Here is a 25,523-nt window from a genome sequence, read left to right on the forward strand (position 1 = left end):
AAAATGTTTGCCAATTAGCTGATGCTAGCTTGGTCAGTATACTAAGGCACAATTGATTCTGCTGCTTCAGAGTAATAGAGAGGAACACAAATGGCAAGTTACAAAGTCACCTTAAAGAACGAAGCTGAAGGCTTGGATACAACTATTGAAGTACCTGATGACGAGTACATTCTCGATGTGGCGGAAGAGCAGGGTCTTGATTTACCCTATTCTTGCCGTGCTGGTGCCTGTTCTACTTGTGCTGGTAAACTCGTCAATGGTGAAATTGATCAGTCTGACCAGTCTTTCTTAGATGATGATCAGATTGAAGCTGGATATATTTTGACCTGTGTAGCTTATCCTAAATCTGACTGCACCATCGTCACTCACCAAGAAGAAGAACTGTACTAATTCTGTCAATATTACTCAGGCGTTAACTCACTCGCCTAATCCATCAATAAGCCTGCTAACTATCTTAGTAGGGAAGGCAGGAACACCATTTTTTTGTGTTCCTGCTTAAAACATATATGGCGTTTTCATTTGCGATGTGGAACTCACGAGAGTAGACAAAGGGAACAGGGAACAGGAAACAGTAGGAAAGAGGTACAGGTGTTTTTTTATGTGATGAGAAACTAGCATTGGATTCCATAAATGATTTGGAATTGCTCTAGAAGAAGACACCGCTTTTCCCTACATGACGTGAGGATAAAAACCGTGTTATTTTCGCTGCCAGCCAGACTCAGGTCAAGCTGTAGAGAGACTAAAACATCTCCAAACAGCCACCCATGAACCATCAACAATGAACAATTATTTACCCTCCTAGTTGTAACTGTGTTTCTGTTCTGGGATGAGGTATTGCTTGAGGAATTGGTAACTCCAGGCTTCTCGGTGATTTCTTCTTGAGTTGCTGGAGTTGTTTTCGACTCGCTTTATCTTTGTTAATAAAACGGTTATTGAGAGTTTGAATTTCCTGGAATTCACTGTCGGCGGACTTAAATAACCACTTATCATCCGAGTCAAACTCAAACATCGAGGTTAAGTGACATTGAGTAGGATGACTATATCGCATACATCCGCTATCAGAAGAGTTGGCATCGCAAAAAGGGCATTGAATTTGGGAACACGTATTCATAGTAGACTGTGACATAGGTGAATTTTTCTTCAACCTCAACAGGCACGGAAATTAAGACATTTCATCCTTACCTTAACATTTCTAGACTCATTAAGTGAGGCTTAGGTTCCGATGTCCTCAAGGCTCCTACCCTAAACTTTCCCTAGGGGGGTAGCTATAAATTCCTTATTATATAAAGCTTTTATAAACATCCCCATGGTGGGGATGTAGTTATAAGGGCTTATGCCCCCTTGTCTTCATGGAAGATTCACAGAATTTTACCGTTATTTTTACTCATACTTTAAATAAATTTTTACAACCAATTATTCTTCTGAGCAATTAAATTGGAACACCTCAATTATTCTCTCAAGCTATCAAATTACTTTTGGAAATTTGATTCCGAAGTAAAATTATTAATCATTTTCTTTTGTGACTATAAAAACTGTAAAATGTAACGAACGCTACGGAATATTTTCCATTATAACCATTACTTTTCACAACAACTGCTGAGATGAAAGAGAGGAAAGCTATAGCCCTACGGGGATACGTTAGGACATTCCCCTGTTGCCTATTGCCTGTTGCCTGTTGCCTTTTCACCCAATTGTATTGTCCTAACCTTAATGCGTAGTGCTATATATTACGATGAAATCGGGCGCAAAGCTTTGCGCCCCTACAGTGTATGAGACTAATCCATCAAATTAGGTGTGCCACGCCACTAGGCTAAAAAACTGGATAAACTCGGTACATCTACCCAACTGTTCTGTTGATGTGATTGATGGGTTAAATCCATTAATAATTGGGAATAGACTCCTTCCGCCAGCGAAGGACTCTGATGTTTATCCGCATCAATACTTTGTACCCACTGATCCACAACCCGAATAAAGGGTGCTAAACGTCCATCCGGGTAAACTTGGGGAAATGCTAGTCGTTTGGGAATGTCTACTTCTGACAGCGATTCTCCAGCCGGGGCTGCCCAAAGCTGAAATCCATGAACATAATCGTTTTGGTTGGAACTGCCCAAAACCAACGTTCCGCGATCGCCATAGACTTCGACAAAATGCCCCCGCCCGTTATAAGTCACGGAACTGATGCAAAGTTGGCAAGGTGTACCATCGGCTAATTCCAGCATGATTAAGCCCGTATCATCGGCGTCTACAGGTTTTAGTTTCCCCCCTTCACTCGGATCAGGGCGTTCGGGAATGGCTGTATTCAGTTGGGCGCACAACCGACGTACCGAACCAAACAGCCAATTAATGTAATCAAACGAATGAGACGCCACAGCACCCAATGCACCGCCGCCCTTCTCTTTTTGGGCGTACCAGTTCCAAGCCCGTTGCGCGTTAGCCCGACTGGAGACTAACCAGTCAATTTTAATCAGACGCTTTTGACCAACGTAGCCGGATTCTAAGTGTTCTGCCAAGAGTTGCCATGGGGGAACAAAGCGAAATTCAAAATCTGGCATAGCTACAACCCCTTGCTTATTGGCGAGGTGATAGAGATCTCGCGTCTCGGTGGCTGAGAGGGTCATTGGTTTTTCCAATAACAGATGCTTCCTGGCTTGCAACACTTGCTTTGCCATTTCGTAGTGAAGGAAGGGTGGGGTAGAAATGCTCACCGCTTGGACATCTGGCATCGCTAGTATATCCTCCAGGCGATCGCTCGCTTGGGGAATATTATGAGATTCAGCTACCGACTTGGCTTTCTCCAGGTGAGGATTATAAACCGCTACCACCTGCGTGCGGGGGTGAATCTGAAAACCTGGGATATGAATTTTCTGTCCAAATCCGGTACCGATTACAGCAACTCCAATTTGATTTGTCATTTGTTTTTCGTCATTGGTCATTCGTCATTGGTCATTCGTCATTCGTCATACTCGCGGAACGCCAAGCAAGCTAAGTCATTCGTTAGGGAACAGGTGAGAAGAAATTCAAATTTATCGCTCATAACTCATACTTCAGGCGTTAGTTTTTTGTTCAACCCAGGCAATCACGTCTTTGCCTAAGCACGTACCATTAAGTTGGTCAATCTCGCGGATACCTGTGGGACTGGTAACGTTCACCTCAGTGAGATAGCCACCAATCACATCGATTCCCACAAAATACAAACCATCTTGTTGCAACTGTGGCTTGAGTAAAGCACAAATTTTTTGCTCTTGCGGTGTAATTTCTGTCGCCGCCACTCGACCCCCAACTGCCATGTTGCCGCGAAATTCGCTGCCTGTAGGAATGCGATTGACTGCCCCAATCGGGTCACCATTGAGCAGGATGATCCGCTTATCTCCCTCTTTAGCCGCCGGAAGATAGGTTTGCACCATGACAGGTTCAAGCCCCCATTTGGTGCTAACTTCAACTAGGGAATTAAAGTTGCGATCGCCTGCTTCTAGAAACAGAATCCCTTCCCCAGCTTTACCGCCCAAGGGTTTAAGCACGGCTGCTCCTTGTTTCTCGACGAATTTCTGGATGGTCAACTTATCCTGGCTAACAATGGTTTCCGGAATTACTTCATTAAACTGTAGGGCATACATTTTCTCATTTGCCCGTCGCAAACCTGTCGGCGTATTGATAACCTGAGTCTTTTTGGGGTTGATGTAGTCAAGAATGTACGTCGCATAGAGGTAGGGAATAGTCACGGGGGGGTCAGTCCGCATAAACACAGCATCCATATCCTCTAACGGTAGGGATACAGTATCCGAGATAGCGTACCAGCGTTCACTTACCACCCAACGCCCCTCAACGAGTTCGGCTGGGGTTAGCTGGACTTTCTCCAGATTTGCCCACGCTTGATTCTTAACAACTGTTAGCTTTTGAGCTTGAGTAATCCAAACGTCATGACCTAAGGCTTGGGCAGCTTCCATGAGTGCCACACTCGTATCATGACTGGGATTAAGCTTTGAGAGCGGGTCAATGATAAACGCAAATTTCACGCTGGAATCCTACCTCGGTGATTAATAATCAAGTTGCGGCTAATAGTACCATTTTGGGGTTTGTCGGGGCGGGTTTAGGGACGTTCGTTTCACTATTGACGATAACGTTGGTTCAAAACCCGCCCCCAGCTTCCCCAGCTTCTCCAGCTTCCCCAGCTCCCGGAACTCCCCTATCAATGACTCGCCCCTGCTCCGTCTTGCAGTAAGGTATCTAGTTCACCTTGTAGTTCTAACCCATACAGGTCATCGCAACCCCCAATATGGTGGTCATTGATAAAAATTTGTGGCAGAGAACGGCGTCCATTTGCCCGTTGTGCCATTTGCTCTCGCGCCTGTTCATCGCCATCGATACAATATTCGGTAAAGTTAATGCCCTTTTCATTGAGCAACCCTTTAGCTCGCATACAATAGGGACAACGACTCCAGGTATAAATTTCGACCTTGGGTTCCATTCTCTTTTCTCAACGTCAGCAACATGTCTTGAATTTTAGCTTTCTTCGCCGGAACGTCTGCACACAGTAATTAAAATTAAGTCATTCAAGCTCAACTTAAGCTAAAACGTGATCAAAATCACATATTGGTGTTGCCTCAAATGCCAGACGGGGTTTAGCTAAACTTGTTAGGCTGTGGAAAACAGTAGGTATAAACTAGAGGTAAAGCGTCTCAGACCTGATGCTAATCCGTGAGGAAGTAGTATCAGATATAGTAGCTAGACCCCTTGACCCAAAAAGGAACTGGATCGCTCCCGTGCAACTACCTTCCTCAGACCACTACTGCTGAATAGCCTTGAATGATGAGCGGTGTGAGCAACTCAAGAGTGTCAGGAACGGATTGATCGCGATCACGGAAGTTATTCCCTGGTGATAAATTCCGCAGGCGTTACATGTTACTTGACGTCCCTAAGCTCGTCCATCCACAATCAAAACAACTGGTTCAAATCAGCTTAAACAAAAAAACTCCTAAACTACCATGACTATATCTACTTATATCTCTCCGGGAGTTTTATTGGGTTGCCTGCCGCTAATAAGGATATGTTGATGATTACTCCGGGTCGGTGGAGATGTTAAGACTGTGGGAATTGGATGAAAAAGACTCCTCATCAACCTGAAAACACTAACAAATGGACTGTCTGAAAAAGCCTGCAAGGAAAAATTATGTCTAGTCAGCACAACGGATTCACAATTCACTTTTGGGGCGTTAGAGGAAGTATTGCCTGTCCGGGTCCAGAAACGGTTCGCTATGGCGGAAATACTCCTTGTGTGGAAATGCGAGTGGGTAAAGAACGATTAATTTTTGATGGAGGTACGGGCTTGCGGGTGTTGGGACAGTCCATGCTGTCACAAATGCCAGTGGAGGCTCACATGTTTTTCACCCACTCCCACTGGGATCATATTCAAGGGTTTCCGTTTTTTGTTCCCGCGTTTATCAAAACCAATCGTTTCCGTATCTATGGAGCGATCGCGCCTAATGGTTCCACGATTAAGCAACGCCTCACCGACCAAATGCTCCATCCCAATTTTCCCGTCCCCTTGCAAGTCATGCAAGCTGATTTGCAGTTCTATGACCTAGAGGTTGGTGAAAGCGTTGAGCTGGGCGAGATTACCGTCGAAAATACCTTGCTCAATCATCCCGGTGAAGCCGTGGGATATCGGGTGAATTGGCGGGGACATGCAGCCGCCTACATTACCGATACCGAACATAGACCTAGTGGTTTAGATGAAAATATCTTAAAACTGATTCAAGATGTGGATGTGCTGATCTACGACGCCACCTACACGGATACTGAATATTATTCTCCGGCAACGAGCAAAGTGGGGTGGGGTCATTCAACTTGGCAAGAAGGCATTAAGTTAGCCAAAGCCGCTAACGTGAAAACTCTGGTTATCTTTCACCACGATCCGTTACACAACGATGATTTCTTGGATCGAATTGGGGAAGAAGCCATTCAACACTTTCGCAATACCGTTATGGCTCGTGAAGGCTTGTCCATTTCTTTGGTGGAGTCGGCTGTCTCCGATCCAGTGCCCCTACAACAAGAGATAAAAGCTTCGATTCGATAATATCCCCGACTTTATCTCTCCTACCCGATCCCTGACGTCTTGAAGAAGTCGGGGATCTAATTTAACGCAAAGCCAACGAGTTGGTCAAGATCTAGCCACGACTCCTAGAATGTGTAAAAATGTAAAGCGTGTGGGTTACTTCTTCTCTTGCCACTGCTTTAACACCAACTGCTGTTGCCCTAGGAAACTTTGACGGCATTCACCGAGGGCATCAACAGGTGATTCATCCTATTTTGCAGCACTCTAGCCTTTTACCCGGTCAGTCTGAGCCAATACATCCTCAAGAGAGGGTTAATCAGGAAGGAGAGCATATTTATCCGACTTTGGCAACCTTTTATCCCCATCCCCGTGAATTTTTTTCCGGTCAACCGTGGAAGTTATTGACGCCAAAACCCGAAAAAGTAGACCAGTTAAAGCGCTTGGGCATTGAACAACTGGTGCTGCTGCCCTTTGACCGAGAACTGGCGGCATTAAGTCCAGAACAATTCGTGGACAAGATTTTAATTGAACAATTGCGAGCCACCCATGTCAGTATCGGAGAGGATTTTCGCTTCGGATATCGCCGGACTGGAACCGCGAAGGACTTGCAGGCGATCGCTGCTACGTATGGGGTTAAGGTTAGCATCGTTACCCTCCAAACCTGTCAAGGGGAACGGATCAGCAGTTCCTTAATCCGCAAATCCCTAGAGGAAGGAGATATCCTCAAAGCTAATCGCTTACTGGGTCGTCCTTACAGCATCAGGGGTCAAGTGATTAAAGGACAGCAATTAGGCAGAACGATAGGATTTCCCACCGCCAATCTAGAATGGTTCCCCGACAAGTTTTTACCCCGCAATGGGGTTTACTGTGTGCGCGTCAGTAGTCCCTCAGTCCCGGAGCAATGGGGTGTAATGAATATTGGAGAACGTCCTACCGTCAAGGGAACTTGCTTGACAGTTGAGAGTCACCTGCTAAATTGGTCTGGTGATTTATACGGACAGACGATAACCGTGAGCCTAGAGCAGTTTTTGCGACCAGAACAAAAATTTGCCTCCCTCGATGATCTCAGGAAGCAAATCCAGGCTGACTGTGCGGCGACAATCACTTTTTTTGAATCTCAGCAATAGGGAATGGGGAAGGGTAATGAGAGAACGGATTGAGCAACTCAAAGAAAATCTGGCTCAGACGATTGTAGGTAAAGCCGATGCCATTCGGTTAGTCTTGGTTGCTTTACTCTCAGGCGGTCATGCTTTGCTAGAGGATGTGCCTGGGGTGGGTAAAACTCTGCTGGCAAAATCCTTGGCACGTTCCATTGATGGGCGATTTCAGCGCATTCAATGTACCCCGGATCTCTTACCTGCGGATATCACCGGGACGAATATCTGGAATCCCAGTAGCCGTGAATTTGAATTTCTGGCTGGTCCAGTCTTTGCCAATATTCTACTGACGGATGAAATTAACCGGGCAACCCCGCGCACACAGTCAGCCTTACTGGAGGTGATGGAAGAACGGCAAGTTACGGTGGATGGGAAATCTCGTAATGTTCCCCAACCCTTTTTTGTGATTGCTACTCAAAATCCGATTGAGTATCATGGGACATTTCCCTTGCCAGAGGCGCAAATGGATCGATTTACCCTATCTTTATCCCTGGGTTATCCGACGCCTGAGGAAGAACTGCAAATGCTGCAACTGCATCAGGGAGGGATGGTGCTTTCGGAGCTTAAACCCTGTATTTCAACAGAGGACGTTTTGGAATTACAGCGTCTTTGTCAACAGGTGCAAGTGGAACGAGAGTTACAGCAGTATATTCTCAACTTAGTACGGGCATCTCGTGAGGCGGAAGATGTGGTCTTAGGAGTCAGTCCACGGGGTACTGTAGCCTTACAACGGGCGGCACAAGCTTTGGCATTTTTGGACGGGCGAAATTATGCGATTCCCGATGATGTGAAGATGCTGGCACCTCATGTTCTGTCCCATCGTCTCATGGCAGCAGGAGGACGACAGGCGAAGCCAATTGTTGAACAGTTATTGCGTTCTGTGGCAATTCCGTAAGAGGATCTCGTAGAAAATTGTCATAAAAGCGACAAAATTATTTCGGTTAGGACGAAGGGTGGGTTTTGCTGTTCCATTATCGGTGGGGAGGAGAGGTTTTGTTTTTGATGTAGTTAATTTATCGGTGAGGAGGGCGGGTTTTGTTGAACATTTATTGGTGGATATCTGAATTAAGTCCCTAAACCCGCCCCTACGATTTGTCCCTAAAGGGAATTTCTCAAATTGACCCTGATACATTTTTGGAGGGTCAGAAATAAAAAATGACAAATGACGGATGACGAATGACAAACTATAACAATCTGCGATCGCACACTGTTTTATTTGTACTTGTACTGGTTTGGAGTATCCTTCTCGGCGGCGGTATGGCAGGGGTTTTAAGGGCAGCAGAGACACCTCAACCCCCGAATTTAGAAACACTGATGGCGATTGGCACTGTTGATCCAATTCCAGAGCGCTATCAAACTGGATTAAAACTGTACCTGGAAAACTGTGGCAGTTGTCATGTTGCCTTACCCCCAGAAGTTATGCCAACTCAAACCTGGGAAACTTTGCTATTAGAACCTGAACAGCATTATGGACAACGGTTAGAGCAGATTCCGCGTCCATTTATCTTCATTGTCTGGAATTATTTACGAACGTTTTCTCGTCCTGTAGGGGAAGATGAGCAAGCACCCTTTCGGGTGACTGAATCACGGTATTTTAAAGCCCTTCATCCCCGTGTTGATTTACCTCCGACATTGACGGCGGCTGGATGCATCAGTTGTCATCCGGGAGCAAGAGATTATGACTATCGACGTTTAACGCCAGAGTGGGAAGATTCACCGTAGGAATGTGGAAAGATGATGGATTTGATTGTTATTTTTGCTTGAATGGATTACTATAGAATGTATGTAATTTGAATAATAATTGAAAGTGACTTAGGACGTCAATTCGCTCTAGCGAAAAGTACCTAGGCACAAAAATAATTATCCCGTCTGATGTGTATTTTAGATACGCATATAAGACGGTTCGTTTTTTTTGTTGTCTAGATAGGAGCGAATTATGCCAGCACGAGGAAACCTATCTGATTCAGGAATCCTAGCAGAGGCTTATCAGCTACTGAGGGAAGGTTCAGCTAAAACATTATGTCAAGCCCTCGATATACTCATGAGAGATGCCAAAACTACTCGTGACACCGCTAGAATTCTTAGAATCAAAGGAACCCAGAAGGCTAAAGGATGCCGCCGTAGTCGCCGACGAAAAGGTTAAATACATTCAGATGGTTCAGCAGACGATTCAGACATGGATAGAAGATTGCGCTTCCGATGATCCGTCACGGCAAGCAAAAGCTGTGATTGAGCTAGTGGATGCTCAAGCTTATGTGGCTGCACCGCAAATCGTAACGTTGCTAACTGCGGCTGATCCGGCGATTCGCTCTACGGCGGCTTACGCCTTGGGTTATCTGGGAATACAGGAACCAGAAACAATTGGTTGTACCTTAATAAACTTACTTAACGATCCAGAAGTAATTGTTAGATCTGAAGTGGTTGAGGCACTGGGAGGGCTTCGTTATAAACCTGCGATCGCACCTATTCAGCATGCTTTACGAAATGATGCTGAGCCACTGGTTCGGGCTTCAGCGGCTGAAGCATTGGGAGATATAGGGGATGAACAAGCTTTAACAGCCCTAGAAGATGCCCTAAAGGATGCTGATGAGGCTGTGCGAGCTTATGCGGCTAACTCCATTGGGCTTTTAGGTACAGCGCAACTTTTACCTAAACTTGAAGTATATCTGAAATCTGAATCTTCTGTGAAAGTACAAGCCGAATTGCTCGGAGCAATGTATCGGCTGGGCGCGGTAGATGCCTTAAGTCAGCTCTTAAATTTGTTGGATAATGCTGATGAAGATTTGGCAACCTGTATTCTGAATCTTTTAACGGATTTAACAGAACGCCAAATTCCCTCAACGCTGATAGAGAGCGCCTCTGAGATTCGCCAGTCATTATCCGCGATCGCACAACATTTTCCGATACTGCGTTATCAAGCTGAAGATATTGGCGAACAGTTAATAACTGGAGTTTAGATGATGAAATATTGATTTAACCATCGTCACAAGCTGAGAAAGACTAACATATATCCCAAAAATTCGATTTATTCATTTTCTATCGCGGGTAGAGCATAAAAGCCTAAGTGATTGGCAACTGGACGTTCAACCATGGGAAGTTTGGTATGAATTGGCGCATTTAATACAGTAGTTCCTGATGATGTTGCCATTACTAATGTGCTGGAACCGCCTCCGTCTAAGTTTAAGGCTTGATCAGCACCTAAATTAATGACAATTTCAGCTAATTCAGCTAAGGTTACTCCTTCGCTGTAAAAGGGTTGCTTGCCATCTACAGCAATTAGCCATAATTTTTGACCTTGCTGATCAACAGCGACAGCGATTCGTGAGTAGGGTTTGGTGTTACTGTGCTGAGAGAGACTAGCCGTGACAGGCTTACCATGGTTGACAAAAATACGATTACCCGCAACCGCCTGCACTGTACCTTCTGGACAGTTTCCCTGTTCAACAATTTGGGCGCGATCGCTCTCTAAAAAGCATAACGCAGACCAATTCGTTTTCGGGGGTGAGTAACGATTGCTATTGGATATGGCTTGTCCGATTACAGTCGTGCGATCGCCACTATGAGGATAATAATCCCAAGGCGTCTTTTCCCGAAAGGGATAGAAGAAGTTAGCATTGATTGCTAGTTGCAGTTTAAACTCGCGGACAAATTCTGAGGTGGTTCGCGCATTGGTTACGGTATTATCTGACGTTGTTGTTCCTGGGGTAACAAATACCTTCACTCCGGGTGCTGTCAAGTCAATGGTGACACGATGAATAACCAGTGGGCGGGGTGATAATCGGACATCACGTTTATAAACAATACCCTGAAACAGGATTTTTTCCACATCAGTACGGGGTGGGCGTAAGCTAATCAGCCGACTATAAAGTAGTAGTGGGATAGCTAAGATACCCATACCCGCAATGATGAAAAATTGCTTCCAGTTAATCCAATTTCGGTGACTCATCGTTCTCAATTCATGATTCATTCGCACCCGCTTAACTTTACTAACCAAGACTTGCGAAACCGCTCTTTTAAAGGTCAAAACCTAAACGGTGCAGACTTTAGCGGTTCAGATATTCGAGGTTGTGATTTTAGTTATGCTTCCTTAAAAGGAGCCAATTTTGAGCGAGTCAAGGTGGGTCAAACACTCAGACAGATCATCTTGGTACTAGGGGTGGCGGTGATAGTGGCATTATTAGCAGTTGATGCGATCGCGCATACAATTTTTGGGGCTTTGGGTCAGATTCCGGGAGGTTCAACTTGGGCTTATATTCTAGCCTTATATATTAGTTTGGGAATTGCTGGGGCGGGTTCGGGAGTTAGGAATCTCACGGGTATCAAGTCTAGCGTCGGACAGATTGCAACCGTGATATCGGGAACAGCATCCGGTGCTTTGCTGAGTTTCTTCTACGCCGGAACCACCACTGACAACAACCCCCAAATCGCTACGGCGGCGGCGGTGTTGGGAGGGATAATCGCAGCAATTATCAGTTTCAAAGTGAGAAGTCGATTCGTCGCCATTGCGATCACAGTGGCGGGAACTCTCGCGGGGTACGGGTTTGCCTTTCTGGTGGGAACGAGTGCGATCGCGTTTTTAAGCGTGCAAAAGCTAACGTTGGGAGTTGTCTGGAGTTGTTTATCGGTGAGTTTTCTCTGGCTGACGATGCACTCCCTGATCCTCACGATTCGAGAAATTAAAGAGTTTTCGGGGACATGCTTTAGGGGTGCTAACTTGACGAATGCTTTATTTGAGCCAAGTCTGAGAGAAAAAGCGAATAACTGAATTCTCGTCTGGATCAGCAATTTTAGGGGATATGCCAATCACAATAAATAGTTTACTGGAGTATCAGAGGATGGGTTTTTTACCCCGATTGCACCCCCTATCTCTCTTGATGGAGGTTGTCATCTGATTCCCCGACTATCCTAAGCAGTATCTCAGGGTAAATCCCTGTTCATTCAACATCTTTGAGGCTTTAGCTGTCATTCATGCAATATCGAACAACAATCGGGTGGTCACTTCTTACTTCGGGAATCGTAACCCTCTTGCTCAAGAGTTTCCCAGGTAACTCCCTGTGGTGGGGAATTGGTTTTCTCGTTATCGGAACGGTTATACTCTTGGCGCGAAAAGCTGTTTAGTATTCCCAAAACCTGGCATTATTAGGCAAGATGACTCATTTTGCTCGACCACCAGCGACAAGGGAATCAACCTGACCAAACGACAACATCCCGGAACTGTTTCCAAGTCCGGGATGAGGCGATCGCATCAGCCGAAAACTTAATTAAAATTAAACCTCAAGCTGACACAGCCGCTAAACTGGCTGGGATTTTTCGCCCGACGGCGGCGGCGACGGGGTGTAAGCTGTGAACCAACTGCACCATATCGTCTAACGATAACGCTTGACGGGCATCCGATACGGATTTTTCCGGTTCGGGATGACACTCGATGATTAATCCATCCGCACCTACTGCGACAGCCGCTTTCGCCAACGGGGAAATTAATTCCCGTTTGCCCGTGGCGTGGGAGGGATCTACAATCACAGGCAATGAAGTCATCTGCTTAAGTGCCACAACTGCTCCCAAATCTAAGACATTCCGGGTATAAGTATCGAAACTGCGAATCCCTCGTTCACACAGTACCACCTGAGAATTCCCATGACTGAGAATATATTCGGCTGCCATAACGAATTCTTCTAGAGTCGCCGCTAATCCCCGCTTCAGCAGAATCGGTTTATCAACTTGACCCAAGGCTTTGAGTAAATCAAAGTTTTGCATATTACGACTGCCTACCTGAAGCATATCAGCATGGGCAGCCACTAACTCGATTTGGGTAATGGACATGACTTCCGTCACCACGGGAATCTGATGACGCGATCGCACCTGGGATAATATCTCTAGTCCCTCTACCCCTAAACCTTGGAACGAGTAAGGAGACGTGCGAGGTTTGAAAGCACCGCCGCGTAACGCCTGAACCGGGGCGCGTTGCAGTTGAGTGGCGACGGTTTCCATCTGCGATCGACTCTCCACCGTACAAGGACCAGCAATTATCACCAGTTCCTCACCCCCGAAAGTGATATGATTCGACAGATGAACCAAAGTTGGGCGATCGGATTGGGTGGCAAGTGTAGCATTCACCATCAGACTAATTCCTTTAAACAATGAGTGGACAATAAAAAAACCCGGTTCCTTGTGGGTTCCGGGTTCTGAGAAAATTTAACGCAGCATCACCTACCCGGAACTGCTTCCGAACCAAAAAAAGTAAAACAAGGTAAACCAGTGATTCAGGTAGGTTGTCATCAGATACTCCTTAAAAAACAAAAAGACCGCAGCTTTCGCTCTGCGGTCCACCGGGGAGGTTCCATGAGGAACTCTGCTCACCTCCGGTGAACCTCCGTAAACCAAAAATAAAAGTAGTTGTTGCAGTTGAGCATAGCTGAGGGCTTTTTATGAAACGTTAATTAGATGCCTGTTACTGGACACGATAGCAAGCTGTTGTGGCTAAGTCAATACCTGATCTGGATCAAGTTTCTGTTTTCCACGGGTGTGATCATGCACCTGGGGGAGCTGGGGGAGCTGGGGAAGCTGGGGAAGCGGGGGGAGGATAAAGTTATAGCACTTCTCGATTGGGTGCAATACACCTTGGTAGAGACAGGGTGTGGGGTGTGGGGTGTGGGGTGTAGGGTGTAGTGCTTTCAAATGAGAACCGCTATATATCTTTGAATGCAACTTGGTATAAAGTACAGTCTATCCAAGCAAGATCCCCGACTTCTTTGAGGAGTCGGGGATCTGTTTACATCACTTATTTGAAAAATAATATAAGACTCAAAAGCGCAAACAATGAACCTAAATTTAACCGAACATACCGAAGGCAATGCCACATTTAAAATTGGTAATGCGTTTTATCGCCCAGGGACGCAAGTGGTGCGAGATTTAGGCATTTTAGCCGCAGCAATTTATAAGTTTCAAATCGGTCACTTACGAGTAATTGATGCGATGAGTGGCTGTGGAGTGCGTTCTCTACGCTATAGTTTGGAAAGTCAAGCCGATTGGATCTGGGTGAATGAGGGAAATCCTGAGCTTAACCCGATTCTACAGCAAAATTTAGCAGGCGCGATCGCCAGCCATAAAGCTACCCTTACCCATCTCGACGTTAATCAGGTCTTTTTTGAGTGCTATAACCGTCGAGATTACTACGATTTCATCGATGTGGACTGTTTCGGTTCCCCTACTCCCTATCTGGATACCAGCCTCTGGGCGCTGAAACTAGGGGGACTTCTTTATCTCACCAGTACCGATGGGCGTAAACTAACAGGTCATGCTTCAGAAAGCAGTTTGGGGATTTATGGGGCGTATCCCCGCAACCATCCCGCCGCCCAGGAACAAGGATTGCGAGTGGTGATTGGTAAACTTCAGCAGCAAGCCATCGCCAAGGGTTTGGGGATTGAGCCGATTTTCTCCCTGTTTACGGGTCAAACTTACCGCCTAATGGTACGTTTGGTCAAAACCCAGCCGTTGACGCTGCAAAATTACGGATTTTTGGGTTATTGTCATCACTGTGGTAATTATCAAACTGTGTCTTGGCGTCAGTTAGGGCGTGTGGTTTGTGCTTATGACCAAAAATCCCTGACCCTGAGTGGTCCGTTGTGGCTGGGATTGTTGCATAATCAATCTTGGTTAAGACAGATGCAGGGATTAGCTCAAAAGTGGCACTGGTCAAAACGGGTACAACTCCTCAGCCTCATGGAAGCAGAAGCCGATTTCCCGCCCTACTTTTATACCTTGGCGGAAATTGGACGCCGAGGGCGTTTGGATATCCCAAAACGAGAGTATCTGATTCAGGCGTTGCGCGATCGCGGATATTTCGCCTGTGCCACTCATATTACACCGGGAGCGATTAAAACCAACGCCGATATTCACACTTGTATCGCTGTTGCGATAGACCGATAAGACCGATTCATCCACCCAAACAGCCTTGTACCCGGAAGAAACCTTCTGCCTTTGGCTATATTCCCGTTGAACAAAAAAATTAACAAAATCCTCGCCCCAAGGAAAAATCTTAACTTTCATAAACTTTCAATTAATATTGGCGCTAGAGTATAACGCTGAGTTGAAGCAAGATGTTATCTTGGAAATCACCCAGTCTATAACCTATTGAAAACACTACCTTGAGAGGCTTCTCACCACGATGACTGCCATTTTAAAGGTTGGCGACCAAACCATCACGGCTGAAGAAGTAATTCCCCTGTTAGCCAAATATCAATTACTCCCTCAGTTATTGCGAGAAATCATTATTGATCAAGCCATTGCCACCATAGATTGTACCGACGATGAAAAAAATGCTGCCTGCGAACAGTTCTATGCTAAGAATCAACTCACGACTGAGGAAGAACGTCAAGCGTGGCGCGATCGCCAAGACTTAAGCTTAGAACAAGTTGAAGAGTTAGCGGTTCGGGGACTGAAGCTGGAAAAATTTAAACAGGCGACCTGGGGACATAAGATTGAATCCTATTTCCTCAAGCGCAAAGGGCGGTTAGATCGGGTCATTTATTCCCTGATTCGGACAAAGGAGGCGGCGATTGCCCAAGAACTCTATTTTCGTATCCAAGAAGGAGAACAGTCATTTAATGAACTTGCCAGGGACTATTCCCAAGGACCAGAGGCGCAAACAGGCGGATTAGTCGGACCCGTGGAACTGAGTACACCCCACCCCACCTTGGCGCAAATGTTAACTGTCAGCCAACCCGGTCAACTTCTACCCCCTACCCGCTTGGGGGACTGGTTTATCGTCATTCGTTTAGAAAAGTTTTTACCCGTGCAACTTGATGATGCCATGCGTCAGCGACTCCTAGATGAAATGTTTACCACCTGGTTAAAAGAACAACTGCGACAGCAGATATCCTTAGGTACACCTGTTCAATCCTAAACCCTGTCAAGACGTGCCATGCTACGTCTCTACAATGCTATTCCCTGAGGCTGCCCCATGACCTACACAAAGACAACAATTCAGGATTTTCTGGCAGATATCGTTCCCTTCAATCAACTTGACGCCTCGACCCTAACCAAGTTGGCGGAAAAAAGTCAACTGCTGCGCTATCGTATGGGTCAACCGATCCTGATGCGAGAAAAAATGCCCTCTCAGATCTCGATTCTCTATGAGGGAAAGGCGCGGCTTTTGAGTTACGAACAAACCACCCAAAAACCCGTCACCCTGGACTTGCTGAAACCGGGCTCAATTCTGGGTTGGGTGAGTCTGATGCGGGGTATCCCTTGTGAAACAGCGATCGCATCGACGGAATCAGTCTGCTTAACCATCCCCACGGGTCAGTTTCTGGCGCTGATGGCACAGGAACCTACCGCTACCGCCGCGTTCCAAAACCAGTGCAGTGTCATCGAAGCCTTTGAGTTAATTGGCGCGGAATTGGTACGCCAAGCCAGTGGGATTATGAATCTCAAAGAACTGGCGACAAACGCTTACCCAGATGCCGAGGTGCGTTACCTCTATCCCATGACTGACGCCACTGAACTCTTGACCCCTGATCGGGTGTGGTTCGTCAGTGGTGGGAGTGTCGTTAAAGATTTTCCCCTAGGAAGTCGGCTGACGCCAGAGGTGATTTCTCAAGGGTTAGACATCCAAGGATCTACCCCCGCCCGGATTATCGGGTTTCGTGAATCGGATTTAGTCGGGGAAGCTGAAACCGAACTCCCGACTACTCCGGTGACGGTAGTTGGTGAACCAACCCCCCTAACCACCGACGATGACCCCTGGCTGGATGATGGCGATGGCGACAATAGCATTCCCTATGCCTCCGATAAACTGCTAGAAGCCACAGAGGATGAAGATCAAACCGCTGACTCCCAGCGCAAATATCCCCATGTCCGAGGGAAGGGACTCCTCGATGGTACCGTCGCCTGTTTCCAAATGCTGAGTAAGTATTTAGAAATGCCCTTCCGCCGCGATGTGATTCGTCGGGTACTCAATGAACAGATGCAGCGCACTGGAGGGTTGTCGTTACCCCTGTGTGGGGCGGTAGCTGATTTAATCGGCTTACACGCCCAATTGGTAAATGTACCGCCCCAATCAATCAACCGCCTGCAAACCCCCGCCCTGGTTCCTTGGCATGAAGGTTTTGCCGTTCTCTATGAAGCCAAGCCACGAGAATTAGTACTGGGTGTGCCAGAACTGGGGATTGTCCGCCGTAAACCTGCTGATTTACTGGATAGTTTACCGAGAAGCGAAGACGGGCAGTCACCGGAAGCGATCCCGGTGTTGTTGGTACAACGGACGAAACACACACCGAAGCAGCGGTTTGGCTTGCAATGGTTTCTCCCCTCGCTGGTGCGCTACCGTCGCGTTTTAATCTTGGTGTTTATCGCCTCGTTTTTTGTGCAGCTATTCGGACTGGCGAATCCGTTGATGATCCAGGTGATTATCGATAAGGTGATTGTACAGAACAGTATTGATACGCTGCATGTGCTGGGCTTGTTCCTGGTGATCATTGCCGTTTTTGAGGCATTATTAACCAGTTTCCGGACGTATCTATTTGTGGATACGACGAACCGGATTGACATGCATCTGGGGTCGGAGATTATTGACCACTTAGTCCGCTTACCGTTGCGGTATTTTGAACGGCGTCCAGTAGGGGAACTGGCAAGTCGAATTAATGAGTTGGAAAATATTCGTCAGTTTCTCACGGGAACGGCGTTGACGGTGGTGTTAGATGCGGTGTTTTCCGTGTTGTACATCGTGGTCATGTTTATTTATAGCTGGGTGCTAACAATTGTCTCGTTGGGGATTATTCCCCTGTTTGTGTTGTTAACCGTAATTGTTTCACCGATTGTCCGTCGCCAACTGCGAACCAAAGCAGAACGGAACGCCCAGACTCAATCCTATTTAGTGGAAGTCATGTCCGGGATTCAAACCGTCAAAGCGCAAAACATCGAATTGCGATCGCGCTGGCAATGGCAGGAACGCTATGCCCGGTATGTATCGGCAGGGTTTAAGACGGTGCTAACGTCTACAACGGCGGGTTCAATGAGTAATTTCTTGAATAAACTCTCCGCTTTGTTAGTGCTATGGGTGGGTGCTTATCTGGTTTTAGATGGGCAGTTAACCTTGGGGCAATTAATCGCCTTCCGAATTATTTCCGGCTATGTTACCAGTCCCCTACTCCGATTAGCCCAACTGTGGCAGAATTTCCAAGAAACGGCGCTATCCTTAGAACGGTTAAGTGATATCGTGGATAGCCCCCAAGAAGCGGATGAGGCAGATCGCTTAAATATTCCCATGCCTGCGATTAAAGGGGAAGTGGAGTATGAAAATCTCTCCTTCCGCTTTGGCACCAGTGGTCCTTGGCAATTAACCAATATTAACCTGCATTTTCCGGCTGGCGTATTTGTCGGGATTGTCGGTCAAAGTGGTTCCGGTAAGAGTACATTAATGAAACTGTTACCCCGCCTCTATGATGTCGATTCAGGCAGAATTTTAATCGACAACTACGATATCTCCAAAGTTGAACTCTATTCCCTGCGTCGTCAGGTAGGGATTGTACCCCAAGATAGTCTGCTGTTTGATGGTACGGTACAAGATAATATTGCTCTGACCAATCCCGATGCTAGCGCCGAGGAAATCATTGAAGCCGCTAAAGTCGCCGCCGCTCATGAGTTTATCATGGGGTTGTCCAGTGGTTACAATACAAGAGTCGGGGAGCGAGGATCATCCCTATCCGGGGGACAACGCCAGCGGATTGCCATTGCCCGCACGGTACTACAAAATCCGCGACTCTTAATCTTGGATGAAGCCACCAGCGCCCTTGACTATGACACCGAACGGCAAGTTTGTTTAAATCTAATTGAAGCCTTCAAAGGACGCACTGTCTTTTTCATTACCCACCGTTTAAGTACCATTCGTAACAGCGACGTCATTTTAATGATGGATAAAGGATCAGTCGTTGAACAAGGAACCCATGACGAACTGATGGCACTGCAAGGGCGCTACTACTGCCTCTATCAACAGCAAGACGCTCAACTTTAAGGTATTTGTCTTATGTCCTTTGTTTCTTTTCAAGACCTCAATATGACGAAATTGGTTTGAGAGGAAACAGGGACGAATGACCAATGACGAATGACCAATGACGAAGGACTAATACTACCATGAATCAACGCAACGGATCATCCAGCCAACCCCTTGCCACGCGATCGCCCGCCCAGTCAGTGAAAACTGCAACCAAAGCCGGAGCTACTCGGCGGACAACGCACCCTCCGGAATTTGATCAACCCGTTATCCTGCAACAATCTCCCCTGTGGCCCCGCATGATTGTTGTGGCGTTGATTGGGGTGACAACCCTCAGCGTCGGGTGGGCGTGTTTGGCGAAAATTGAAGAAGCCATTCCCGCCCAAGGCAAACTCGAACCCAAAGCCGCCGTCAAAGAAGTCCAAGCCCCTCAAGGGGGGGTGGTTAAATCAGTGGAGATTGAAGAAGGCGATCGGGTTGAAAAAGGGGATACCCTGCTCACCTTTGACCAAACAGCGGCTCAAGCTCAATTTAAATCCCTCCAGCAAATTCGCGCCGCTTTAATCCAAGAAAATCAATTTTATCAGGCTCAGATGACGGGCAAAGCTGTTTCCATTGACCCCGAAAATCTACCGGAGAAACTCCCCCCTCAAATTGCCTCACTCACCAAAAATCGGGCGGCTTTAGTGGCAGAAAAGAACTTCTATCAAGCTCAACTCACCGGAGATCCCACGGGTCTAACCTTGGCACAACGGCAACGCTTACAGGCAAGCCAAAACGAGTATAACTCTCGCGTTGCTGCTGCCGAGTTAGAAGTCGAACAACTCAATCGCCAACTGACTCAAACCCAAATCCAACTTGCCGATGCTGAACAAGTATTGCAGTTTAACCGACAAATTACTGAGCGCCTAGAGAAGCTGTGGCGAGAGGGCGCATTTGGCGAACTCCAATATCTACGTCAGAAACAAGACACCGACAGTAGCGCCGCCGAGGTAGCCCGTCTCCAGAAAGAACAGGAACGGTTAGAGAAAGCGATTCAGCAAGCCCAGGAACGCAAACAAAACACCATGGCGCTCTCAGAAGAAGAACTGCGAACCCAAATTGCCCAAAACGAACAACGGATCGCCGAAATTGACAGCCAACTCACCAAAATTATTGTTGAAAACCAAAAACGTCTCCAAGAAATCGAGAGCCAACTCAGCCAAATCCAGGTAACGCTAACCAATCAGGAATTACAGGCACCTGAAGGCGGCATCGTGTTTGACCTGCAAGCCAGTCCTGAATTTGTGGCAAACACCAGTGAGCCTGTTGTGAAAATTGTCCCGAATGACACACTGATTGCCAAAGTTTATATCACCAACCAGGACATTGGTTTTGTCAACGAAGGAATGCCCGTAGATGTTCGAGTTGATTCCTTCCCCTACAGCGAATTTGGCGATGTCAAAGGCGAGTTAGTCCAAATTGGGTCGGATGCTTTACCGCCTAATGAGGTTTACCCGTTCTATCGTTTCCCCGCCGAAATTCGCATGAATCGACAAACCATATCGGTCAACGGCAAAGAAGTTCCCTTACAATCGGGGATGTCGATCAGCGCCAATATTAAAGTCCGCAAGCGTCCGGTCATTAGTATTTTCAGTGACCTATTTATGCGGAAAATTGACAGTCTCAAAACGGTACGGTAGTCGTTTGTCGGGGTGAGTCAAAACCAAACCCTGTAGAGACGTTGCATGCAACGTCTCTACAATCTGTACATAACAGGGTTATGGATACAAAATTTGGTATCATGGGTTTTGTTGATGTATTATTTTTTCAACTTCCTTAAGCACCTCCGCTAAAAGTGGAGCATCTGATGTAATAACATTATCCTCGCTGCCATCATGTTTATGATGAGGAAAAGTAGAAAGATTTAATTTTCGGTGGTGTTCTGTATTGTCATAACGAAAAATTAAATTATTTTCTGAATCCATATATTGATAACTATACATTTTTCTATTCAGATAAATTTCTACATAGACAAATTCTCGAAAATGCAGTGATAAATTATCGTTGAAGTCAATTTTTCCTCTAATAAAACCTTCATACATTCCTCTTTTGTCTCGTTCAAGATTAAATAATTGTACGATTGAAGAGGATTCAATTAAAAGCTGAATTTGCTGAAAATACTCTTCAATCAACAAAATCAATTTCCTCTATAGACTCTTTGGTTTTTTGTAGGTGGGTCAACATTCGAGATTCTCCAATCCATTCATCAAAGTCAAAATCATGGGCGAATTCATCATTATTAAATCGGGTGAGAAATTCCTCTGTCGATAATTGATACTTGGTTTCAAATGCTTGAAGACGTTCTTGTGTTTTTTTTATGCCTGCGTTAATGCTATGTAATCTTTCCGACAAAGCACTTTGAATAATTTGTCTGAGAGAATCTGGATCGTTTGACCTAAGTTTGAGTTCAGCCATCCTTTTTTGTTTAGATTTTGAAGGAGTTGTTTAATTGTATCGTAGTGCGATCGCGGATTTTGTCGCGGACTTTCCTTGATAAAGCTTTAACCTGAAGTTCTCCCAGCAAAAAGAACGAAACAGCCTCACGGTGAGGCTTTCCGCGATTTTTGAGCCACCCTGCTTATGTACAATCGATGAAACTTATCTCATTGATGTGGCTCAACCCGCCCCGACTCAATTCAATCGGTTATCCCTAGCGCTAGTATGAAAGGCAGAGCCTCCCTAAAAGCATTCCCTTCTCAAGCCTGGAAACGAGGCGACGAGGCTACGGAGAGCTTCCCTGTTCCCTGTTCCCTTGACGCATGAGTTACTGTATCAACCTCACCTGTCAATCTCCCCAAAACCAGAATGGGAGTAGGGTTTGTCAAAGCTGTGGGGCAAAATTACGACTAGGCGATCGATATACACCCATTCGCCCAATTGGTCAAGGGGGGTTTGGGAGAACCTTCTTGGCGGTGGATGAATATAAACCCTCAAAACCCCATTGTGTGATTAAACAGGTTTTTCCTCATATTCACGGACATCAAAACCGACAAAAAGTCGCCGAACTCTTTGAACAAGAAGCGGTGCGCCTAGATGAATTAGGTAAACATCCCCAAATTCCGGAACTCTTGGCGCATTTTGAAGCAGAGGGTTGTCAATATTTGGTGCAAGAGTTTATTCAGGGACAGACTTTAGCTGAAAAACTGGCTCAAGAGGGGAGTTTTAATGAAACTCAAATTATTAACCTGTTGCAGGATTTATTACCCGTCTTACAATTTATCCACAACCAACAGGTGATTCATCGAGATATTAAACCCGAAAATATTATTCAACGTATTCCATCTTCTTCGTCTCAACTGACTCAAATTTCAGCAACCTCTCAGACAGAATCTGTCACCTCTTTCCAGACGTCTGCCCCCAAACTGGTACTGGTAGATTTTGGTGCCTCTAAGTTTTCCCCTAGAACCGCCCTATCGGTTACCGGAACCGTGATTGGCAGTGCTGGCTATACCGCCCCGGAACAAGCCGCCGGGAAAGCCGTATTTGCTAGCGATATCTATAGTTTAGGTGTAACTTGTATTCATCTTTTAACCCAAACTGATCCCTTTGATCTGTATTCATTCGATGACGGGGTTTGGGTATGGCGAGACATTCTTAACCATCCAATCAGCGAACGGTTAGGTTGTATTCTGGATAAAATGTTGCAAGGTGCGACAAAGCAACGTTATCAGTCAGCCACAGAAGTCCTCCATGACTTAGAGGCGGTGACAAATCCGCCTTCATTATCCCTGTCTAAAACCCCTTCCTTACTTCCGATAAAAAAAGAACTGATTGTCGCTAAACTGGGTGAGGCGAATTATCGACGTATCCGGGATGCGATTAAACAGGCGGAACCTCAGACGCGGATTGTCGTGCGTCCCGGTTTCTATCAGGAAAGTTTAGTGATTGATAAGGACGTGGAAATTGTTGGACAGGGACAACCCGAGGATATTATCATCGAAAGTCGATACCAACCTTGTCTGCAAATTCAGACCGAACAAGCCGTTGTTCGCGGGTTAACCCTGCGTCATCAAGATTGGTTTAATGTACAACAGGCAAATGGGATTGGGCGTCTGGTGAGTGAACCCCTACTGAAGCCTTATGCCATTGATATTCCGCAAGGACAATGTATTCTAGAGAACTGTACGATTATATCCAATGGTATTGCCTGTATCTATATACATGGCGCGATCGCGAATCCCAAAATCCGCTATTGTCAGATTCAGGGAGGGGCAATGTATGGGATTTTGGTTAGTCAGAATGGTCTGGGATTAGTAGAATACTGTACCTTATCAGACCATAATACGGGCGTGTATATTCTCAAAGGCAGTTATCCCACGCTAAAGAACTGCAAAATTTATAGAATGCAGCAGGATGGCGTATTTATTGGTTCGGATTGTAAAGTGACGTTAACCGCCTGCGATATTGGCGCAAATGGGGGAGTTGGTGTCACCATTAAAAAAGAGGGTAATGCTAAAATTTGGCAATGTCAGATTAATCGGAATCAGGCACAAGGAATTTATGTCGAATCCAATGGTGCCGGTCCAATTGAAGCCTGTGATTTGAGTGGGAATCGAGGTGGTGCTTGGTATATTGCCCCCCAATGTTCCGTCAATCGGCATGGGAATCGAGAATAGCTTTATCACCCATAATAAAAATGTACGGACTTGGTAACCAAGCCCCTACTCAACCTTGCCGTAATTATGGGTATTCAACCGAACATGATAAGCTGTTCGGCATTTAAACCTTAATATCAATAATGGCGCAATCCTTGTAGTGCGTTTAGCGAAGCCATGCCGCAGGCTTTGCATCTTGCTCGCTACTAATACCCAATTTAAATGCATGACAGCTTATGACTCACTGAATGTTGAGGTTTTCCACTATAATCGCATCAGCTTTTTTGACCAGTTTGTTGGCAACTTGCTACTGGTAAGCTCTTCTGGATTTGACACTTTGTTCTGTCTCTTCTTCTGATTCATCTCTGACTTGGAAATACCAGTAGAGGTTGGCAACGGCTAAGTTTGAGGCTTTTTCCAGGTTTGCCGGAACTAAGGTTTTGTAACCCGCGATCGCAGCTTGTTGAGTGATGTATGTTTTCCACTCTTGACGTAACTTAGGTTTGATCATAAATTGCAGTTGGTCAAGCAGGGATGCGGGATGAGATTTTTGCTTTAAGTTCTCATAGAGTAATTGTTCGGGGGGTTCTGCTAAGACATTTGGATCTGCACTGGCGTCTGGGGTAGCTGTAGCGTCTGAGTTGCTGAAGTCGGCACTTTGAAGTAGTTTAACTTCGGATGCAGGAAGCGAGCGCATCCAATCCACCTGATTTTGCCAAGACTCCAGTACGAGTAAATCATGGTCATGAATTCGGGTGAGTTCAGGGAAGAGAAAATCTAACTCGTCTTCGGTGTCACAGCGTTCAATGACAGTGAGGGCATCTTGACGAATTTTATCCTGGAGATGAGAAAGGCGATCGCTGACGGCGGCTAACTCATTTTGCTGTTGATAGGAGAGTGCGATCGTCTGATCAATTGCCCAAGCACATTCGTGTCTTCGCAGTTGTCCGGCGGCACAGGTTTCTGATAATAGGCGAGGATTGTTATAGTCTGCTAATGCTTCTGATAACATCTGCCGTGCATTGGCTAAGTCTGCATTTTTGATACTTACGTCTTCACATGATATAGCGGTTTTCATCAGCTTGGTTGCTTCGAGGAACCGTCCATAAGCCTGAATCAAGACTAAACGATGCTGTTCAAATTTGATATCTTGGGCAACTTCGTCAATGTGTTGGATTATTTCTTTCCCTTGGTCTTTTAGGGCTTTTTTGAGGTCAATAAAGCCATCTCGAACATCAAGCTTTAGTTGTTTTACGTCTTGCCTCAGTTTCAAAGTCTGCCACAGGTTCACGGCTGACAGTGCCACTCCTGCTACAGTTCCCACACCAATCACGGCTGTTGTGGCTTGCAGAACTCCCAAACTAGCTTGGACAGCTTGAAATCCCCCGTGCATTTGATACATCTGTCCTGCACTCATTGCCATCTGGGGAACAGCAACTAGCGGATTCAGCGCAGCGCCACTATTATTGAGGAAACCAACCGCATGACCAACAAACTGACCTGTTGCTGCATCTCTCGCCAAACCTATGGGGACTCCTGCGGATGTAAAGACTTGGGCGTACTTGCCAGCAGCAAGACCAGCCTGAATTACCGGGGGAAATTGAAACAGCATCGTTCTGCCTGAGTGAAAGTTCTTTTCTTAGAGCTTAACCTGTCGTATTAAGAAAAATCACTATGTTTATCGAAAG

Annotated in this window: 23 protein-coding genes; 14 read left to right on the forward strand and 9 right to left on the reverse strand. The window is 46.1% G+C overall.

Features of this window, described 5'->3' with window-relative positions; all coding sequences use genetic code 11:
- Positions 1–90 precede the first annotated feature (90 nt).
- On the forward strand, positions 91–390 hold the full coding sequence (locus RID53_RS07505) for a ferredoxin (protein ID WP_446387521.1): 300 nt from the start codon (positions 91–93) through the stop codon (positions 388–390).
- Between the two features lie 400 nt (positions 391–790).
- Here RID53_RS07505 and RID53_RS07510 read toward each other — a convergent pair whose 3' ends face one another.
- The 4 genes from RID53_RS07510 to grxC all read right to left on the reverse strand — a co-directional run bounded on the left by RID53_RS07510 (position 791) and on the right by grxC (position 4,465).
- Positions 791–1,111: a hypothetical protein gene (locus tag RID53_RS07510; protein ID WP_446387522.1), complete on the reverse strand. Its 321-nt coding sequence runs from the start codon at positions 1,109–1,111 to the stop codon at positions 791–793.
- Between the two features lie 694 nt (positions 1,112–1,805).
- Positions 1,806–2,933: a Gfo/Idh/MocA family protein gene (locus tag RID53_RS07515; RefSeq protein WP_446387523.1), complete on the reverse strand. Its 1,128-nt coding sequence runs from the start codon at positions 2,931–2,933 to the stop codon at positions 1,806–1,808.
- A 111-nt stretch (positions 2,934–3,044) separates the two neighbouring features.
- A complete protein-coding gene (gene gshB, locus RID53_RS07520; RefSeq protein WP_446387524.1) occupies positions 3,045–4,013 on the reverse strand; it encodes a glutathione synthase in 969 nt (322 codons plus the stop codon).
- 173 nt (positions 4,014–4,186) lie between these two features.
- The gene (gene grxC, locus RID53_RS07525) at positions 4,187–4,465 is read right to left on the reverse strand and encodes a glutaredoxin 3 (RefSeq protein ID WP_006106260.1); all 279 of its coding nucleotides are present in this window, start codon (positions 4,463–4,465) and stop codon (positions 4,187–4,189) included.
- A 702-nt stretch (positions 4,466–5,167) separates the two neighbouring features.
- Between grxC and RID53_RS07530 the strand changes: the two genes are divergently transcribed.
- From RID53_RS07530 to RID53_RS07555, 6 genes are all read left to right on the forward strand, one after another.
- Entirely contained in the window at positions 5,168–6,073 is a 906-nt protein-coding gene (locus RID53_RS07530; RefSeq protein WP_446387525.1) for an MBL fold metallo-hydrolase, read from the forward strand.
- Between the two features lie 128 nt (positions 6,074–6,201).
- A complete protein-coding gene (locus tag RID53_RS07535; protein ID WP_446387526.1) occupies positions 6,202–7,179 on the forward strand; it encodes a bifunctional riboflavin kinase/FAD synthetase in 978 nt (325 codons plus the stop codon).
- A gap of 16 nt (positions 7,180–7,195) precedes the next feature.
- The gene (locus tag RID53_RS07540) at positions 7,196–8,104 is read left to right on the forward strand and encodes an AAA family ATPase (protein WP_446387527.1); all 909 of its coding nucleotides are present in this window, start codon (positions 7,196–7,198) and stop codon (positions 8,102–8,104) included.
- Between the two features lie 281 nt (positions 8,105–8,385).
- Positions 8,386–8,931 carry a cytochrome C gene (locus RID53_RS07545; RefSeq protein ID WP_446387528.1) on the forward strand — a complete coding sequence of 182 codons (546 nt, stop codon included), beginning with the start codon at positions 8,386–8,388 and terminating at the stop codon, positions 8,929–8,931.
- A gap of 214 nt (positions 8,932–9,145) precedes the next feature.
- Entirely contained in the window at positions 9,146–9,352 is a 207-nt protein-coding gene (locus RID53_RS07550) for a polymorphic toxin type 34 domain-containing protein (RefSeq protein WP_446387529.1), read from the forward strand.
- Positions 9,258–10,166: a HEAT repeat domain-containing protein gene (locus RID53_RS07555; RefSeq protein ID WP_446387530.1), complete on the forward strand. Its 909-nt coding sequence runs from the start codon at positions 9,258–9,260 to the stop codon at positions 10,164–10,166. The genes RID53_RS07550 and RID53_RS07555 overlap by 95 nt, the downstream gene beginning before the upstream one ends.
- Before the next feature lie 68 nt (positions 10,167–10,234).
- Here RID53_RS07555 and RID53_RS07560 read toward each other — a convergent pair whose 3' ends face one another.
- Positions 10,235–11,155 carry a phosphodiester glycosidase family protein gene (locus RID53_RS07560; protein WP_446387531.1) on the reverse strand — a complete coding sequence of 307 codons (921 nt, stop codon included), beginning with the start codon at positions 11,153–11,155 and terminating at the stop codon, positions 10,235–10,237.
- 12 nt (positions 11,156–11,167) lie between these two features.
- On the opposite strand from RID53_RS07560, the gene RID53_RS07565 reads away from it, so the two are divergent.
- Both RID53_RS07565 and RID53_RS07570 read left to right on the forward strand, forming a co-directional pair.
- Positions 11,168–11,974, forward strand: a complete 807-nt coding sequence (locus tag RID53_RS07565) for a pentapeptide repeat-containing protein (RefSeq protein WP_446387532.1) — start codon at positions 11,168–11,170, stop codon at positions 11,972–11,974.
- A gap of 393 nt (positions 11,975–12,367) precedes the next feature.
- The gene (locus RID53_RS07570) at positions 12,368–12,556 is read left to right on the forward strand and encodes a hypothetical protein (RefSeq protein ID WP_446387533.1); all 189 of its coding nucleotides are present in this window, start codon (positions 12,368–12,370) and stop codon (positions 12,554–12,556) included.
- Here RID53_RS07570 and aroF read toward each other — a convergent pair.
- The gene (aroF, locus tag RID53_RS07575; RefSeq protein WP_446387534.1) at positions 12,484–13,326 is read right to left on the reverse strand and encodes a 3-deoxy-7-phosphoheptulonate synthase; all 843 of its coding nucleotides are present in this window, start codon (positions 13,324–13,326) and stop codon (positions 12,484–12,486) included. The genes RID53_RS07570 and aroF overlap by 73 nt on opposite strands.
- 699 nt (positions 13,327–14,025) lie before the next feature.
- Between aroF and RID53_RS07580 the strand changes: the two genes are divergently transcribed.
- From RID53_RS07580 to RID53_RS07595, 4 genes are all read left to right on the forward strand, one after another.
- Entirely contained in the window at positions 14,026–15,135 is a 1,110-nt protein-coding gene (locus RID53_RS07580; RefSeq protein ID WP_446387535.1) for a tRNA (guanine-N1)-methyltransferase, read from the forward strand.
- Positions 15,136–15,373: 238 nt separating this feature from the next.
- The gene (locus RID53_RS07585) at positions 15,374–16,111 is read left to right on the forward strand and encodes a peptidylprolyl isomerase (protein ID WP_446387536.1); all 738 of its coding nucleotides are present in this window, start codon (positions 15,374–15,376) and stop codon (positions 16,109–16,111) included.
- 57 nt (positions 16,112–16,168) lie between these two features.
- On the forward strand, positions 16,169–19,219 hold the full coding sequence (locus tag RID53_RS07590) for a peptidase domain-containing ABC transporter (RefSeq protein ID WP_446387537.1): 3,051 nt from the start codon (positions 16,169–16,171) through the stop codon (positions 19,217–19,219).
- A gap of 119 nt (positions 19,220–19,338) precedes the next feature.
- Positions 19,339–20,880, forward strand: coding sequence for an HlyD family efflux transporter periplasmic adaptor subunit (locus RID53_RS07595; protein ID WP_446387538.1), 1,542 nt, complete (start codon positions 19,339–19,341; stop codon positions 20,878–20,880).
- Between the two features lie 99 nt (positions 20,881–20,979).
- Here RID53_RS07595 and RID53_RS07600 read toward each other — a convergent pair whose 3' ends face one another.
- Positions 20,980–21,375, reverse strand: coding sequence for a toxin-antitoxin system TumE family protein (locus tag RID53_RS07600; protein WP_446387539.1), 396 nt, complete (start codon positions 21,373–21,375; stop codon positions 20,980–20,982).
- Positions 21,365–21,655, reverse strand: a complete 291-nt coding sequence (locus RID53_RS07605; RefSeq protein ID WP_446387540.1) for a hypothetical protein — start codon at positions 21,653–21,655, stop codon at positions 21,365–21,367. Before RID53_RS07605 ends, RID53_RS07600 begins: the two co-directional genes overlap by 11 nt.
- Before the next feature lie 344 nt (positions 21,656–21,999).
- Here RID53_RS07605 and RID53_RS07610 point away from each other — a divergent pair, with 344 nt between their 5' ends.
- Entirely contained in the window at positions 22,000–23,856 is a 1,857-nt protein-coding gene (locus RID53_RS07610; protein WP_446387541.1) for a protein kinase domain-containing protein, read from the forward strand.
- Between the two features lie 286 nt (positions 23,857–24,142).
- Here RID53_RS07610 and RID53_RS07615 read toward each other — a convergent pair whose 3' ends face one another.
- Complete coding sequence (locus RID53_RS07615) at positions 24,143–25,447, reverse strand: hypothetical protein (RefSeq protein ID WP_446387542.1); 1,305 nt, start codon at positions 25,445–25,447, stop codon at positions 24,143–24,145.
- Between the last annotated feature and the right edge of the window lie 76 nt (positions 25,448–25,523).

It is taken from the genome of Coleofasciculus sp. B1-GNL1-01, assembly GCF_040220235.1.
GTDB lineage: Bacteria > Cyanobacteriota > Cyanobacteriia > Cyanobacteriales > Coleofasciculaceae > Coleofasciculus.

Excerpts from the sequence above, each read along its gene's own strand:
- RID53_RS07565 (WP_446387532.1), top strand. The coding sequence starts at position 11,168 with ATGATTCATTCGCACCCGCTTAACTTTACTAACCAAGACTTGCGAAAC.
- RID53_RS07515 (WP_446387523.1), bottom strand. The coding sequence starts at position 2,933 with ATGACCAATGACGAAAAACAAATGACAAATCAAATTGGAGTTGCTGTA.
- RID53_RS07540 (WP_446387527.1), top strand. The coding sequence starts at position 7,196 with ATGAGAGAACGGATTGAGCAACTCAAAGAAAATCTGGCTCAGACGATT.
- RID53_RS07580 (WP_446387535.1), top strand. The coding sequence starts at position 14,026 with ATGAACCTAAATTTAACCGAACATACCGAAGGCAATGCCACATTTAAA.
- RID53_RS07510 (WP_446387522.1), bottom strand. The coding sequence starts at position 1,111 with ATGAATACGTGTTCCCAAATTCAATGCCCTTTTTGCGATGCCAACTCT.
- RID53_RS07555 (WP_446387530.1), top strand. The coding sequence starts at position 9,258 with ATGCCAAAACTACTCGTGACACCGCTAGAATTCTTAGAATCAAAGGAA.
- RID53_RS07610 (WP_446387541.1), top strand. The coding sequence starts at position 22,000 with ATGAGTTACTGTATCAACCTCACCTGTCAATCTCCCCAAAACCAGAAT.
- aroF (WP_446387534.1), bottom strand. The coding sequence starts at position 13,326 with ATGGTGAATGCTACACTTGCCACCCAATCCGATCGCCCAACTTTGGTT.
- grxC (WP_006106260.1), bottom strand. The coding sequence starts at position 4,465 with ATGGAACCCAAGGTCGAAATTTATACCTGGAGTCGTTGTCCCTATTGT.
- RID53_RS07590 (WP_446387537.1), top strand. The coding sequence starts at position 16,169 with ATGACCTACACAAAGACAACAATTCAGGATTTTCTGGCAGATATCGTT.
- RID53_RS07585 (WP_446387536.1), top strand. The coding sequence starts at position 15,374 with ATGACTGCCATTTTAAAGGTTGGCGACCAAACCATCACGGCTGAAGAA.
- RID53_RS07550 (WP_446387529.1), top strand. The coding sequence starts at position 9,146 with ATGCCAGCACGAGGAAACCTATCTGATTCAGGAATCCTAGCAGAGGCT.
- RID53_RS07545 (WP_446387528.1), top strand. The coding sequence starts at position 8,386 with ATGACAAACTATAACAATCTGCGATCGCACACTGTTTTATTTGTACTT.
- RID53_RS07505 (WP_446387521.1), top strand. The coding sequence starts at position 91 with ATGGCAAGTTACAAAGTCACCTTAAAGAACGAAGCTGAAGGCTTGGAT.
- RID53_RS07615 (WP_446387542.1), bottom strand. The coding sequence starts at position 25,447 with ATGCTGTTTCAATTTCCCCCGGTAATTCAGGCTGGTCTTGCTGCTGGC.
- RID53_RS07530 (WP_446387525.1), top strand. The coding sequence starts at position 5,168 with ATGTCTAGTCAGCACAACGGATTCACAATTCACTTTTGGGGCGTTAGA.
- RID53_RS07560 (WP_446387531.1), bottom strand. The coding sequence starts at position 11,155 with ATGAGTCACCGAAATTGGATTAACTGGAAGCAATTTTTCATCATTGCG.
- RID53_RS07595 (WP_446387538.1), top strand. The coding sequence starts at position 19,339 with ATGAATCAACGCAACGGATCATCCAGCCAACCCCTTGCCACGCGATCG.
- RID53_RS07605 (WP_446387540.1), bottom strand. The coding sequence starts at position 21,655 with ATGGCTGAACTCAAACTTAGGTCAAACGATCCAGATTCTCTCAGACAA.